The organism is Geobacillus thermocatenulatus (assembly GCF_002217655.1).
GTDB classification, from domain to species: domain Bacteria; phylum Bacillota; class Bacilli; order Bacillales; family Anoxybacillaceae; genus Geobacillus; species Geobacillus thermocatenulatus.
The window spans coordinates 97,862-111,697 of sequence record NZ_NEWK01000002.1 but is presented as its reverse complement, the minus strand read 5'-3'; the positions used below and the strand labels follow the sequence as shown (position 1 = coordinate 111,697).

8 protein-coding genes and 2 pseudogenes are annotated in these 13,836 nt (G+C 56.9%); 4 read left to right on the top strand and 6 right to left on the bottom strand.

All coding sequences use genetic code 11. The annotated features are described in order from the left end of the window. Positions 1-26: 26 nt before the first annotated feature. The 4 genes from B9L19_RS09320 to B9L19_RS09305 form a co-directional block, all read right to left on the bottom strand. Positions 27-296, bottom strand: coding sequence for a hypothetical protein (locus B9L19_RS09320; RefSeq protein WP_015374914.1), 270 nt, complete (start codon positions 294-296; stop codon positions 27-29). A gap of 81 nt (positions 297-377) precedes the next feature. Continuing rightward, positions 378-4,535 carry a bacteriocin-processing peptidase family protein gene (locus B9L19_RS09315; RefSeq protein WP_047753079.1) on the bottom strand — a complete coding sequence of 1,386 codons (4,158 nt, stop codon included), beginning with the start codon at positions 4,533-4,535 and terminating at the stop codon, positions 378-380. Positions 4,536-4,679: 144 nt separating this feature from the next. Then, the gene (locus B9L19_RS09310; protein ID WP_047753078.1) at positions 4,680-5,432 is read right to left on the bottom strand and encodes an alpha/beta hydrolase; all 753 of its coding nucleotides are present in this window, start codon (positions 5,430-5,432) and stop codon (positions 4,680-4,682) included. An 85-nt stretch (positions 5,433-5,517) separates the two neighbouring features. Beyond that, a complete protein-coding gene (locus tag B9L19_RS09305) occupies positions 5,518-6,021 on the bottom strand; it encodes a metal-dependent hydrolase (protein WP_047753077.1) in 504 nt (167 codons plus the stop codon). 173 nt (positions 6,022-6,194) lie between these two features. On the opposite strand from B9L19_RS09305, the pseudogene B9L19_RS09300 reads away from it, so the two are divergent. The 4 genes and pseudogenes from B9L19_RS09300 to narI form a co-directional block, all read left to right on the top strand. Next, positions 6,195-9,878: pseudogene (locus B9L19_RS09300) on the top strand (nitrate reductase subunit alpha); the annotation flags it as partial. Beyond that, a complete protein-coding gene (gene narH, locus B9L19_RS09295; RefSeq protein ID WP_047753076.1) occupies positions 9,871-11,340 on the top strand; it encodes a nitrate reductase subunit beta in 1,470 nt (489 codons plus the stop codon). The pseudogene B9L19_RS09300 and the gene narH, both read left to right, overlap by 8 nt. 59 nt (positions 11,341-11,399) lie before the next feature. Continuing rightward, the gene (gene narJ / locus B9L19_RS09290) at positions 11,400-11,975 is read left to right on the top strand and encodes a nitrate reductase molybdenum cofactor assembly chaperone (protein ID WP_047753075.1); all 576 of its coding nucleotides are present in this window, start codon (positions 11,400-11,402) and stop codon (positions 11,973-11,975) included. Then, positions 11,951-12,655, top strand: coding sequence for a respiratory nitrate reductase subunit gamma (gene narI / locus B9L19_RS09285; protein WP_047753074.1), 705 nt, complete (start codon positions 11,951-11,953; stop codon positions 12,653-12,655). Before narJ ends, narI begins: the two co-directional genes overlap by 25 nt. A gap of 172 nt (positions 12,656-12,827) precedes the next feature. On the opposite strand, the pseudogene B9L19_RS09280 reads toward narI, so the two are convergent. Both B9L19_RS09280 and B9L19_RS09275 read right to left on the bottom strand, forming a co-directional pair. Beyond that, positions 12,828-12,950, bottom strand: a pseudogene (locus B9L19_RS09280) (hemerythrin domain-containing protein); the annotation flags it as partial. 4 nt (positions 12,951-12,954) lie between these two features. Next, complete coding sequence (locus B9L19_RS09275; protein ID WP_025950715.1) at positions 12,955-13,758, bottom strand: uroporphyrinogen-III synthase; 804 nt, start codon at positions 13,756-13,758, stop codon at positions 12,955-12,957. Positions 13,759-13,836: the final 78 nt, after the last annotated feature.

Sequence of the window (13,836 nt, the reverse complement as noted above, 5' to 3'; positions counted from 1 at the left end):
TGATCATGTTGCAAAATCATGCCGTTTCAACATAAAGGAAAGGGCCTTCCATCCTCATCCGTTCGGCTTGTCCGTTCCCGAACGGGAATTTTCCGCCGCTGCGGCAAAAACAGCGGGCGCCATGGAAGCGCCGCCCGTTCGGCGCCTCCCTCTGCTTCATGCTCGCGAACCGCGGCCAACGCCGGTTCATAAAACAGCGAACCTGCCATCCGGCGCGCGCTCGTATGTCCTTTCATGATGATCCATAGCGCGCCGACAAGCGACATATAGACAAGCAAATCAATAGGCGCTTCCATGCGTCCACCTCCCTTTCGCCTGTCGATTGTTCTCTTTCCATACAATAGCAAACTTTCAACCGAAAGAAAAGCAACAATTGATCACATCCGCTCCAAGCGGTGAAATGCCGGCTCGTCGGCTGCCAAGACGGCCAGCTCCCCGCTTTCATCGGCCGCCAGCGCCGCCCGAAGCTCTTCTTTCGCCTCATCGAAGCGTCCAAGCAGCGCGAGATAGCGGGCTCGTTCGTAGCGAAGCCGGGCATCGTTGGCCATATGGACGCACCGCTCGATGGCCGCGAGCGCTTGATCGATGCGCCCCGCTTCTTCATAAACAGCCGCAAGCTGCATATGGAACTCTTCATTCTCAGGATACCAATCGGCATAGCGCTCCCAAAGCGCCGCCGCTTCCTGGCAGCGGCCCGTTTCCATATACTGTTCGCCAAGCAACATGAGCGCCTCACGGGCGAGCAGTTCTTCCGCCACGATCGCCTCGAGCTGCCGCTCGGCTTTCTCGCGCTGTCCTTCTTGAAGCCAAACGACCGCCTGCAGCACGCGCAGGTCGACATCATCCGGGTCATCAGCCAGCAGCCGCTCCAGCCAGCGCTTCGCTTCCTCGCGTTTTCTTTCCTCATCGGCGGCCAATAAATATTCCACAAATTCTTGCGCCAAAGACGGATCCCAAACGCGGGCGAGCGCTTTGCGCCACGTTTTCACGGCATCGCTGTCCAATTCGAGCGCGGCATATAAGCGGGCGAGCCGCCTGTAGGCTTCCGCATCGCTGCGGTTGAGGCGAATCGCTTCGTCGTAGAAATCGGTCACAATCGAAAACAAGACAACGGTGCCGACCCATTCTTTCGCTTTTGTCCACCATCGCACCGGTTCGTCATGCCCCCCCTGCTCCTCGCCAAAATACGGGAGAAGAGCCGAGGCGGTGTTCCGATACATCACGCTTTTCGCCTCGCGGCTTGCCTTTAGCCGCTCGAGTCGATGGCGCAGCTTCCCTAAGCCGCGCATCGTTTTCGGAAAGAGAGCAACATACAACGGGTACAACGATTCATCATCCGGATGGCGCACCATCAACTGTTCGAGCAGTTTCGCCGCCTCTTTTTGGGGTCCTTCCGCGATCAGCACGATCGCCCAATGGCGGAGCACTTCAGGATGGTCCGGGTCAAGAGCAAGCGCCTTCTCGACGGCCGCCTTTTCTTGATCGCGCCGGCCGAGCGCTCCATAAACATATCCAAGGCTGTCGTAATACCACGCCTCCCCTGCATGCGGACGGGCGTCAGCCAACGCGCGGAGAAGCGCGGAAGGCTCCACGATCGCGGCAAGCTGCTCCATATCGACGCGCTTCGGGGCCAAGCGCACCGCCTCAAGCAAATGCGCGTGCTGCCGCTCTTCGTTTCCTTCCGCCTCATAGAGTGAAGCTAAGCGAAAATGGCAAAGGACAAACGATGGATCGGCTTTGAGACAAGCCTCATACTGTTGTTTCGCCTCTTCGTGGCGTCCAAGCGAGGCGCACAGCTCCGCGAGCCGGAAGAGGGAAAGCGCATGGCCCATGGCGGCAGCTTCTCGGTAAAACGTCATGGCCTTCGACAGCCGGCCTCGCCGCTCATAAAGGACGCCGAGAGCGGAATGGGCCGAAGCGAGTGTCGGGCGAGCCGAGACAAGCTGCTCTAAAAACGCCCGGCCGCGTTCCTCTAAAGACGGCGTTGCCAGCTGATCAAGGTAAAACTCGTACGCTTCTTCCGCCTCAAACTCAGCCAGACGCAACCCTTCTTCCAACCACGACAGCGCCGTCTCGCGTCCTTCCTCCTCATCGGCGAACCCATGGGCGACAAGCCATCTTCCCGCGTTCAGCCAATATTCGCTGTTGGCGGCAAAACGGGCGCGCTGCTCGATCACATACCGGCGTGCCTCATCCATATCCCCGCGCTCCGCAAGGGCAGACGCCAAGCCGAGATGGGCGAACACGTCATCGCGGTCATGACGGACCGCCTCTTTATAGCACGAAACCGCTTGTTCCGCCTCCCCTTCCTCCATATAGAGATCGCCAAGACGGACGTAAAGCGGCGCCAAGCGTCTAGCAGCGGCCAGCCCCTCTTCCAGCACCGCTTTCGCTTTTTCCCGATCGCCGTCGTCATCATACAAGTCAGCCAACATCAAATACGGGTGCGGTTCCTGCGGGTCGAGCGCTTTGGCGACACAAAAGCCGCGTTCCGCCTTGCGCCGGCGGCCAAGCTCCATGTCGCAGCGGGCCCGCTCATACCAAAGCTGGGCATCCCGCCGTTCGCGGCGCACAAGACGATCAAACCAGGCGCGCGCTTCGGCGAACCGCTTCGCGTGGAACAACAGCACACCGTGGTTCGTTTCGATAAACAAATCGCCCGGATACAGGCTGACCGCCACGCGCGAAGAGATGAGCCCTTTTTCGATATGACCGGCGTACGCCGAGGCGAGCCCGAAATAGCTCCACACTTCCGGCTGGTCTGGGTCCAACTGGAGCGAGGTGCGAAAATAGCGGGCCGCCTCTTCGTAGCGGCTGGCAAAAAACGCAATGCGGCCGCGCAAATAATGGTAGAGCGGGCTTTGCGCCTTTCCTTTCACCCGTTTGAGAACGTCTTCGGCCTTCTCCATTTCTTGCGTGTAGACGTACGCTTTCGCCGCCATCAGCAGCAAGTCGTTATGTTCCGGATACTCGTTCAAGACTCGTTCCGTATACTCCAATACAAGCGGCTTCGTCTCATCGCTGCTAAAATGCTTCATGACATACAGCCATGTGTACGGGATGTGCTCATGCTGGCGCAAAAAGGCGACAAACACGGCGAAATGCGCCTGTTCGTCCTCGTCCATCTTTTCAGCCAACGCGTGCAATTCGCGGAAATAGCGGTCTTCCTCTTTAGGGAGCTCGGCGGCGAGCGCCGCTTTTTCCCGGGGAAGCACCACAATCGACAAATAATGCGTCCCTGCATACCATTTGGCAAGCTCGTCCTCGGAAACAACAAACGGATCAAATAGATTCGGGTCTTGCACGTACAACGCCCCAAGCCGCTCGTCATAGCCAAACAACACCTGCACGTGCGATGACTGTTCATAATCGACGCTTAACAGCACCGGAACGCCCTCATCAATCAGCCGCTTCCAACGAAGCGGCGAGCCGACGAAAAAGCGGCAAACAAAGCCAAGCTCTTCCAAATAATGAACCGTCGTCGACAATTTCGATCCGCGCACATCAAAAATATGTTCGGCCACTTCATCCTGCGTGCGGGGGGAGCCAAGCAATCGAAGCATCATTTCCAAACTCGCCGGCACGCAATAGTTATGCTTTTGCACGACCGGCACAAGCGGCAGCGCCACCGACCGTTTCCTTTGCCGCCCAAGCGCTCGGGCGTACGGCGTTTTTTCAAGCTGCGGCTCCGCTTTCACAAGCGATTCAAGCTTCTCCCATTCGTCAAGCTGGTAATACAGTTCGGCGCGCAAATGGGCGAAATAACGGCGATGCATATGAAGCGGATTCAGGCGGTCAAGTTCATCCATCGCCGCGAGCGCCTCGCGGTAGGCGCGCACATCGCGCAAGCGGCGCACGCGCTCAGCGTAAAACGCCATCACTTGCGGAAAACGCTGCCCTCCTTCCTCCAGAACGGCAAGCGCCTCGTGGTGGCGGCCATCGAGCGCACACAAATCGGCAAGAAGCAAATAGCACATGTCGCCGCGCTCCGGGTCGTCCAACCCAGCCCGGATCGCTTGTTCCGCTCGCTTCCGGTCGCCGGTTTCGATATAAAAATAGCCCCACTTGTCATGCATCGGCACCGTCTCATAACGGGCAACCACATCCATCCATTCCCGCGCCTCATCGATCCGCTGCATATCCAATAAAGCGCGCACCAACGCAAACGCCGCCCGGGCGATCGCTTCCCTCGGCTCCTCCACCCGTCCTTCGAGCGCGGCGGTCAGGCGCGGAGTGAGCGCCTCCTCCACATCGAGCGGCCGGCGTTGATCGAGCCATTCGTCGCACAACCACGCAAGCGTCTGCAGCGTGTTGAACTTCCGATGGGCGTACCGCGCAACCAATCCGCTATGCCGGTACATGAGCGCGTAATCAAACAGGCGGACAAGCGTCCGAAACGGTTCAATCTCGTCCCAGGACGCCATGAGCGGCCGCCACTGAAACGGGCCGGTCTTCTCAAGGTATGGCCGCACCCCGGCGAGGGCGTCGACGATTCGTTTTTCTTTCACAAGCGATGCGATCATTTCTATTTTCATATAACGAAACTCCTTCATTTCATCTTGCTATCTAATAAGTTTAGAACAATCCTTCGGAAACAGCCATCTATTTTTTAAGAAAAATAACGACAAAAGAAATGACCCATCCCGTTCTGGCCGGAATGGGCAAAACGTCGGGTCCGGCTATTTCGAATGCTTGGCGAAAAAACGGAGCGACCGTTCAATCACGAGCGGCTGGTCATGATCAAGCGTCGCGACATGATAGCTGTTTTTCAGACGAACGATCTCTTTGTCTGACGATCGGACGCCGCGAAAAATGATGTCCGCGTTCTCAGGCGGCACGACATGGTCTTCGTTCGAGACGAAAATTAAAATCGGGCATGCCACGCGTTCCAGCTCGCCTTTCACTTGCTCCATCAGCCTAGCCAGCTGAAGAAGCGAAGCGGTCGGCGTTTTCTCGTACGCCAGCTCTTTCACATCCGGATTTTTCAAGTCGGAACCGATCGAATCGAGATATCTCGGCAGCTCGTCCCCCGCCGCCAGACCAGCGCGAATGGCCGGAATGTCAATCGCCGGATTGATCAGGACGATGCCGCGGATGGACGGGTAACGTTCCGCCATATAAAGCGTCAGCGTCCCGCCCATCGACAGCCCAGTGACAAAAATCGTCCCGCACCGTTCCTTCAGCCATTCGTACCCTTCCTCGACCGAATCAATCCAGTCACGGAATGTCGTCCGCTCCATATCTTCATAATGCGTCCCATGGCCTTTTAAACGCGGCAGACAAACGGTATACCCCGCTTTCGCATACGCCTCAGCGAGCGGGCGCATGCTATGGGGCGTGCCGGTAAACCCGTGCACGAGCAGCACCCCGGCCGGCCCGTTTTCGGCGTAAAACGGCTCCGCGCCAGGCAGTACCGGATATTGTTCGTTCATCTTCCTCTCCCCCTTATCTAGTCAATTCGTTCCTTTCACCATATTCGCCGCCGCGCCTCTTTTTTCCTTTTCTTATCGGTCGCCGTTACCACATCGCCAACCATGACCGCCACCATTCGTAAAACAAGCCGTTGACGCCAAAGTAAACGAATCCGGCCAATGCCATGTACACAAGCGCTTTCTCCACCCCTTTTCCCGTCCGATAGAGCGGCACTTTCCACCGCTTGGACGAAAACGGCCAAAACAGCGGCACTCCCTGGACGGAAAAAAAATCTTCCACAATGTGAAACAAGTAGCCGAGCACAAGCCCCATGGCAAACGGCGACGCCGAGTCGCGCCAGACGAGCACGGCGAGCACTCCCCAGGCGATGAGCGAATGGGTCATGCCGCGATGGCCGAACGCTTCTTTGATTTTGTCCGAAACGCCAAACGAACGGCGGCCGACATACGACGACGGCTCATCAATGTCAGGAAGAAGGCTGCCGATGACAAGCCCCGCCGTATAGGCGGCGGTAAACGGCAGCGTTGTATGCGCGGACACCGCCGCGCCGAGACATAATGAGGCAATGACATGACTTGAATACCGCACAAAAATCCCCTCAAACGTCTATCGTTTTCCCCCATTATACCACACGAAAGAATATTTGTTCGTTTCTTTGACGAATTTGTGACAATGCCGCGAAGTGTGACAAAGTTAACATCGCGTTATTGACATCATGGCTATCGTTAAAAGTACAAAACGCGAATAAGGAGTGAACGATAATGAAACGAAAACGCCCCCCGCTTGCCAACCGTTTCCAATATATTCGGCCGATTGAGCGCCAAGCCGACGGCCACAGTGAGACAACTTACGGCGACCGCGCCTGGGAAGACGCCTACCGCCGCCGCTGGCAGCACGACAAAGTCGTCCGCTCGACCCACGGTGTCAACTGCACCGGGTCATGCAGCTGGAACATTTACGTCAAAAACGGCATCGTCGCCTGGGAAGGGCAGCAGCTCGATTACCCGTCGACCGGGCCGGATATGCCGGACTTTGAACCGCGCGGCTGCCCGCGCGGCGCGAGCTTCTCCTGGTATATGTACAGCCCGCTGCGCGTCAAATACCCGTATGTCCGCGGCATCTTGCTTGACATGTGGCGCGAGGCGCTCGCGGCTCATCCGAACAATCCGCTTGAAGCGTGGAAAAGCATCGTCGAAGACCGCGAAAAAGCAAAACGCTACAAACAGGCGCGCGGGAAAGGCGGTTTCGTGCGCGTCAGCTGGGACGAAGCATTGACGCTTGTTGCCGCTTCTTTATTGTATACGGTTGTCAAATACGGCCCGGACCGCAACGTCGGCTTCTCGCCGATTCCGGCGATGTCGATGGTCAGCCATGCCGCCGGGTCTCGGTTTATGCAGCTGATGGGCGGCCCGATGTTAAGCTTTTACGACTGGTACGCCGACTTGCCGCCAGCCTCGCCGCAAATTTGGGGCGATCAAACCGATGTGCCGGAATCAAGCGACTGGTACAACGCCGGCTACATCATCACGTGGGGCTCCAACATTCCGCTCACCCGGACGCCGGACGCCCACTTTTTGGCCGAAGTGCGCTACCGCGGCACGAAAGTCGTCTCCATCAGCCCGGACTACGCCGAGTCGACGAAATTCGCCGACGACTGGCTGTCGGTGAAGCAAGGAACGGACGGCGCCTTGGCGATGGCAATGGGGCATGTCATTTTAAACGAATATTATGTCAAACGAACCGTCCCGCATTTTGAACAATATGCCAAAACGTACACCGACTTTCCGTTTGTCGTCACGTTGAAACAAGATGGCGGCACATGGACGCCCGGCCGCTTCCTCTTGGCGAAAGACCTTGGCAAACCAACCGGAAACGCCGAATGGAAGCCGGTCGTCTATGATGAAAACACCGACTCGTTTGCCGTGCCGAACGGAACGATCGGCGCGCGCTGGGAGGATAAGGGGAAATGGAACTTGCGCCTCGTCGACGAGGAAACGGGGCAGCCCATTGAACCGCGCCTGTCGTTTTTGGGAAGCGAAGATGAGGTCATTTCGATAAAGCTTCCGTATTTCACCGCTGAAGGCGGAAAAACGATCGAACGCGCCGTTCCGGCGAAAAAAGTGCACACCGAAGCGGGCGACGTGTATGTCACGACCGTCTATGACTTGATTTTGGCCAACTACGGCATCGACCGCGGCATCGGCGGTGTCGTTGCCCGTTCGTACGATGACAACGTTCCGTTCACCCCGGCGTGGCAAGAAGCGATCACCGGCGTCAAGCGCGAACTTGTCATCAAAATCGCCCGCGAATTTGCCGACAACGCCATTGACACGAACGGCCGGTCGATGGTGATCGTCGGTGCGGGAATCAACCATTGGTACAACTCCGATACGATTTACCGCGCCGTGTTGAACTTAGTGTTGTTCGTCGGCGCCCAAGGTGTCAACGGCGGCGGCTGGGCGCATTACGTCGGGCAGGAAAAGCTGCGGCCGGTGGAAGGGTGGCAGACAATCGCCATGGCGCGCGACTGGATCGGACCGGCGAAACTGCAAAACGGCACATCGTTCTTTTACTTTGCGACCGATCAATGGCGCTATGAAGAGCGGCCGGTCGACGAACTCGTCTCGCCGCTGGCCAAAAAAGTGCGCTATTTGCATCCCGGCGACTACAACGTCTTGGCCGCGCGGCTCGGCTGGCTGCCGTCGTACCCGACATTTAACAAAAACGGCATCGAGCTGTACAACGAAGCGGTCCGCCACGGAGCCCGCACACCGGAAGAAATCGGCGCCTATGTCGCGAAACAGCTGAAAGAGAAAAAGCTGCAGTTTGCCATTGAAGACCCGGACAATGAGGCCAACTTCCCGCGCAACTTGATCGTCTGGCGCGCCAATTTAATTTCAAGCTCCGGCAAAGGACACGAATATTTCTTAAAACATTTGCTTGGCACAACGAACGGCTTGTTAAACGACGACCGCGACAGCCTGCGCCCGGAAGAAATCCGCTGGCGCGACGAAGCGCCGGAAGGCAAGCTCGACTTGCTCGTCAACCTCGACTTCCGCATGGCGGGAACGGCGCTTTACTCGGACGTTGTTTTGCCGGCGGCGACTTGGTATGAAAAACATGATTTAAGCAGCACGGATATGCATCCGTTCGTCCATCCGTTCAACCCGGCGGTGCCTCCGCTTTGGGAAGCCCGCTCGGACTGGGACATTTTCAAATCGCTCGCCAAAGCGGTATCCGATGTCGCGAAACAAGCCGGCTTAAAGCCGATGAAAGAAGTCGTCGCCACCCCGCTGTTGCACGATACGGCGCAAGAGCTGGCGCAGCCGTTCGGCGAAGTGAAAGACTGGAGCAAAGGCGAAACCGAACCGATCCCGGGCAAAACGATGCCGAACATTCACGTCATCGAGCGCGACTACACGCTGATTTACGATCAAATGACCGCCTTAGGCCCGAATGTGGCCCGCCAGCCGATCGGCGCAAAAGGGATTGCCTGGTCAGCGAAAGACGAGTATGAACAGTTGAAACACCGGCTCGGCACCGTCCGGCGCGCTTCAATCGCCGACGGCTGCCCGGACATTGGCGAAGCGAAAAAAGCAGCGGAAGCGATTTTGACGCTGTCATCAACCACCAACGGGAAAATGGCGGTCAAAGCGTGGGAGGCGCTCGAGAAAAAGACGGATTTGGAGCTCGCCGACTTGGCGAAAGAACGCGAAGAAGAGTGCTTCACGTTCGAACAAATCACCGCCCAGCCGAAAACAGTCATCACCTCGCCGGCGTTCAGCGGCTCGGAAAAAGGCGGGCGGCGCTACTCGCCGTTTACGACGAACGTCGAACGGCTCATCCCGTGGCGGACGTTGACCGGCCGGCAGTCGTTTTACATCGACCATGAACTGATGCACGAGTTCGGCGAAACGATGGCGACGTTCAAGCCGGTGTTGCCGCACCGTCCGTTTTCAAACAAACGGCCGACGGAAAAAGGAAAAGAAGTCGTCCTGAACTATTTGACGCCGCATAACAAATGGTCGATTCACAGCATGTATTTCGATTCGCTGCCGATGTTGACGCTTTTCCGCGGCGGGCCGACCGTCTGGATGAACAAAGATGACGCAGCGGAAGCCGGCATCAGCGACAACGATTGGATCGAATGTTTCAACGAAAACGGCGTCGTCGTCGCCCGCGCCGTCGTTTCCCACCGGCTGCCGCGCGGCATGGCGTTCATGCATCACGCGCAAGACCGTCATATTAACGTGCCGGGCACAAAGCTGACGAACAACCGCGGCGGCACGCACAACAGCCCGACGCGCATCCATGTGAAACCGACGCATATGATCGGCGGATACGCACAATTAAGCTACGGATTCAACTATTACGGACCGACGGGCAACCAACGCGACTTGTACGTCGTCATCCGCAAACTTGAGGAGGTTGATTGGCTTGAAGATGAAAGCGCAAGTCGGCATGGTCATGAATTTGGACAAATGCATCGGCTGCCACACGTGCAGCGTCACATGCAAAAACACATGGACGAACCGCCCCGGTGCTGAATACATGTACTTTAACAACGTCGAAACGAAGCCAGGGATCGGCTACCCGAAACAATGGGAAGACCAAGAGAAATATAGAGGCGGCTGGGAGTTGAAAAACGGCGAGCTGCGGCTCAAATCCGGCTCGAAAGCGATGCGGCTCGTCAATTTGTTCTACAACCCGTACCAGCCGACGATTGATGACTATTACGAGCCGTGGAACTACGACTATGAAACATTGACGAACAGCCCGCCAAAACAATACCAGCCGGTCGCCCGGCCGAAATCCAGCATCACCGGCGAATGGATGGAACTGTCATGGGGGCCAAACTGGGAAGACGACTTGGCCGGCGCCCATGTCACGGGCTTAGTCGACCCGAACGTCATCAAAATGGAGCAATCGATCCAAGCGGAATTTAAGAACGTATTTATGATGTACTTGCCGCGCATTTGCGAGCATTGCCTCAACCCGTCATGCGTCTCAAGCTGCCCGTCAGGCGCCATGTACAAACGCGACGAGGACGGCATTGTCCTCGTCGACCAAAACGCCTGCCGCGCATGGCGGTATTGCGTGACAAGCTGCCCGTACAAAAAAGTGTATTTCAACTGGCAGACGAACAAAGCGGAAAAATGCACGCTCTGCTTCCCGCGCATCGAAGCCGGCCTGCCGACGATTTGCTCGGAAACGTGCGTCGGCCGCATCCGCTACATCGGCGTCATGCTGTATGACGCTGACAAAGTGAAAGAAGCGGCAAGTGTCACAGATGAGAAACAGCTGTACCACGCCCAGCTGGATATGTTCCTTGACCCAAACGATCCGGCCGTCATCGCCGCCGCGAAAGAAGCCGGCATTCCGGACGAATGGATCGCCGCCGCGCAGCGCTCACCGATTTATAAAATGATCGTCGACTGGAAAATCGCTTTGCCGCTCCATCCGGAATACCGGACGCTGCCAATGGTATGGTACATTCCACCGCTGAGCCCGATCATGAATACAATCGAAGGAAAAGGAAGCAACGCCAGCGCTGACGACATTTTCCCGGCGATTGACAACATGCGTATTCCAATCGAGTATTTGGCAAATTTGCTGACGGCGGGCGATACGGCACACATCCGCACGACATTGAAAAAAATGGCGGCGATGCGCTCGTACATGCGGGCGAAACAAACGAACAAACAGCCGGACATCCGCCTCGTCGAATCGCTCGGCTTAAGCCGCGAGGACATTGAAGAGATGTACCGTCTGCTCGCGATCGCCAAATACGAAGACCGGTTCGTCATTCCGGCGTCGCACCGCGAAGAAGTCGCTGACTTGTACGCGGAACAAGGCAGCTGCGGGCTGGCGTTCGCCGGCGTCCCGGGCGTTTGCGGCACGCTGTAAAGGGAGAAGGCGGGGCCCCCGCCCCTTTCTCCTTGAACAACAAAAATGGAGGATTCACAATGAACAGCGAACAACAGCAAACGGTCTTTTTGTGTGTGTCGTATTTGTTGTCTTACCCGGACGAACAGTGGGCGGAATCGCTTTCCGACTGCCTCGAAGCCATCCGTTCGCTCGAGGATGAAACCGTCCGCAAGCCGCTTTTGGCAGTGGCCGAACAGCTCGCGGTCACCCCGGCTCGAGAGCGGATGGAGCAATATGCCGAAACATTTGATTTCGGCAAAAAAACGAATTTGTATCTTACGTATATGACAAACGGCGAGCAACGGGAGCGCGGAATCGAGCTCGTCGTCTTAAAAGCGCGCTACGAGGCGTCTGGATTCGCCGTCTCCGAACATGAGTTGCCCGACTACTTGCCGCTGATGCTCGAATGGATGGCGTATGCGGATCAAGAGCATACAATCGCCTTACTCGCCGATTATGTCAGCCATATCCGCGAAATCGGCGACCGGCTGGCAGCGGCAGGCAGCCCGTATGCACAGCTGTTTGACGCGCTCCATCACACATTCACTCAACTCGGCGTGACGCCGATCCCGAAAGGAGGTGCAACGGCATGGTCAGCCAATTTCTCTGGGTGATTGTTCCGTATTTGGCGCTTGTCCTATTTGTCGCCGGCCATATTTGGCGCTACCAGCGCGACCAGCTCGGCTGGACATCGAAATCAAGCGAGCTGTTGGAGAAAAAACAGCTGCGCCTTGGCAGCCTGCTCTTCCACTGGGGCATTTTGTTCGTGTTTGTCGGCCGCGTGATGGGCATTCTCATTCCCGAGCCGTTTTACGAAGCGCTTGGCGTGACGGAAGAGACGTACCACGTCATCGCCTTAGCCGGCGGCATTCCGGCCGGCTTGGCCGCGTTTGTTGGATTGGTCATCTTATTCCGCCGCCGCCTGGCGGTCAAGCGCGTGCGGGCGACAAGCAGCATCGGCGACTGGATCGCGCTCGGATTTTTGCTCGTCGTGATCGCCAGCGGGTTGTCATCGACATTTCTGAACGTCGATTCGCACGGGTTTGACTATCGGACGACGATCGGTCCGTGGTTCCGCGGCCTCCTCACATTCCGTTCGAACCCGTCCTATATGGAAACGGTGCCGCTTTGGTTCAAAATCCATATTCTCGCCGCGTTCGGCTTGTTCGCCGTCTGGCCGTTCACCCGTCTCGTTCACGTATTCAGCTTCCCGCTCCGCTACTTGCAGCGCAGCTACGTCGTCTACCGGAAGCGGATGCCCAAATCCGTCGACTCGCTTGACCGCGCCCAGTAATGCGGAAGACAACCTAAATCTCGCAAACGAGCATCGTCACGGAAAACGGGATGCCGTTCATCCGCCTCCCGTCCCCCTCCGTCACGGATCGGCGCCAACCCGACTCATCCGCGCGCCATGAAGAAAACGGGATGCTCCATACAAAGAAGCATCCCGTTTTTCCATTCCATCGTCACTCGTTCATGCGTGCAAACAGCTCCTCTTTCTCCCCGTCCGACAACAGCCGCTCGGCCATCGGGAAGAGCACGTTTTCTTCTTTCATGAAGTGCTCATCCAAAATATGATGCGCCTCAACCCTCCTAAAGGGCTTGGGCATCAAAATACCGAGCGAGCGTCACGATCATCGCTCCCATCCGCTCATGTTCCGGGGCGATGACGCGATCGACTCCCTCTTCTTCCAATGCTTCTTTTGTCACTTTGCCGACAGCGCAGGCCACGACATCGGTGCGAAACGCGTCAAGCAGCGGTGCGATTTCTTTTTTCTCGCGGGCAAACGAAAAGAAAAAGCGGACTTGCATGGCCGACGTAAAACAGACGGCATCGACCTCACAACCGACAACTTCATTGTATAGCGTCTCAAGCGTCTTCTCATCCGGAGCGACATGCCGGTATGGAAGTAGTTCCGTATAGGACGCGCCACGCTCAAGGAAAAATTGCCGAAGCCTTGGCGCAGTGTCGCCATACAGCTGTACAACAACGTTTTTTTCCGCAAAGTCGTGCCCATAAAGAGCAGCAATCAACCCTTTCGTCGTCCCGTCCTCGCTTACTGCCACCGGAGTGACGCCGATTTGTTTCAACGCCGTCACCGTTTTATAGCCGCGGGCAGCCACGTTCGCTTCCTTGATCGTTCGATGCCATTGGGCAGCCATTCCCTCCCGGTCGGCCGCTTCCAACAGCGCCTCAAAGCCGATTCCCGTCGTAAATACGATCCAGTCCGGCCGCATGGCGATGACGGTTCGCATTTCTTCTCCCAGTTCGCTTCCCTTTGAAAAGACGGTCCCTTGCGCTGGACGAATGATGGCCGTTCCTCCTTGCTTTTCAATAAGCGTTGTCATTTCGTCCAGTTTGCGTGACGCGCACAAGGCAATCCGTTTGCCATGCATGTCCCTTCCCCCTTATGGTCAGTCGTTCGTCCTTTCCATTCTAAAAGATGGTCTTTGCCGATGCAACCAAAACCATCC

What these genes read in the sequence shown, in the direction of transcription:
- B9L19_RS09310 (WP_047753078.1), bottom strand. Translation starts at nt 5,432, where the DNA reads ATGAACGAACAATATCCGGTACTGCCTGGCGCGGAGCCGTTTTACGCC.
- B9L19_RS09320 (WP_015374914.1), bottom strand. Translation starts at nt 296, where the DNA reads ATGGAAGCGCCTATTGATTTGCTTGTCTATATGTCGCTTGTCGGCGCG.
- B9L19_RS09315 (WP_047753079.1), bottom strand. Translation starts at nt 4,535, where the DNA reads ATGAAAATAGAAATGATCGCATCGCTTGTGAAAGAAAAACGAATCGTC.
- narJ (WP_047753075.1), top strand. Translation starts at nt 11,400, where the DNA reads ATGAACAGCGAACAACAGCAAACGGTCTTTTTGTGTGTGTCGTATTTG.
- B9L19_RS09275 (WP_025950715.1), bottom strand. Translation starts at nt 13,758, where the DNA reads ATGCATGGCAAACGGATTGCCTTGTGCGCGTCACGCAAACTGGACGAA.
- narI (WP_047753074.1), top strand. Translation starts at nt 11,951, where the DNA reads ATGGTCAGCCAATTTCTCTGGGTGATTGTTCCGTATTTGGCGCTTGTC.